At 62.7% G+C, this 533-nt stretch carries 2 protein-coding genes; both read right to left on the minus strand.

The genetic code is table 11. The features are described 5' to 3' along the window. Positions 1-282, minus strand: a 282-nt coding sequence (locus BRX37_RS26530) for a transposase (RefSeq protein ID WP_206434246.1), incomplete at its 3' end; no start/stop codon positions are given. A 67-nt stretch (positions 283-349) separates the two neighbouring features. Continuing rightward, on the minus strand, positions 350-533 hold a 184-nt coding region (gene tnpB / locus BRX37_RS26535), incomplete at its 5' end, for an IS66 family insertion sequence element accessory protein TnpB (RefSeq protein WP_164522563.1).

A 533-nucleotide genomic window follows, 5' to 3' on the forward strand; every position in this document is an offset into this window, starting at 1 on the left:
CGCCCGTGCTGTCCCAGGCTCCCTTCGCGCCCGTTCCTTCTTTTGGCCCGCTGCGGCCGCGGCCTGCTCGGCCAAGGCTTCCAGTTCAGCGCGGGCAACATCGAGATCGTCGAGGCCCAGCACCAACTGATCCTCGTTCAGCTTCTCCGACCGTTTTCCGAATGTCGTCCGGGTGATCTGGTCGATGATATGCTGCATCCGAGCTTCACGCTCGAGGCCGGCTAGGACCATCGCCTTGAGAATGGCGACATCGTCAGGAAGGTCGGCTGCAGTGGCGGACATGCCCTATTTCTGGCAGTTTCTGGACGGCCCGCAATGGCATTTCGATCAGGGGAATCAGGCATGCGACCTATCGTGTCGTCACCGGAGCCTGAGCGCGCGGCGTGTGCATTTTCGACCACTGCAGCCCTTCGAACAAGGCTGACGCCTGTGATGCCGACAGCCGCATCACGCCATCCTGTGCCCGTGGCCAATGGAAGCCCCCCGTCTGCAAAACCTTGCTCACGAGCACCAGGCCGCTGCCATCCCATCCC

It is taken from the genome of Sphingomonas sp. S-NIH.Pt3_0716 (assembly GCF_003950715.1).
Lineage (GTDB): Bacteria > Pseudomonadota > Alphaproteobacteria > Sphingomonadales > Sphingomonadaceae > Sphingobium > Sphingobium yanoikuyae_A.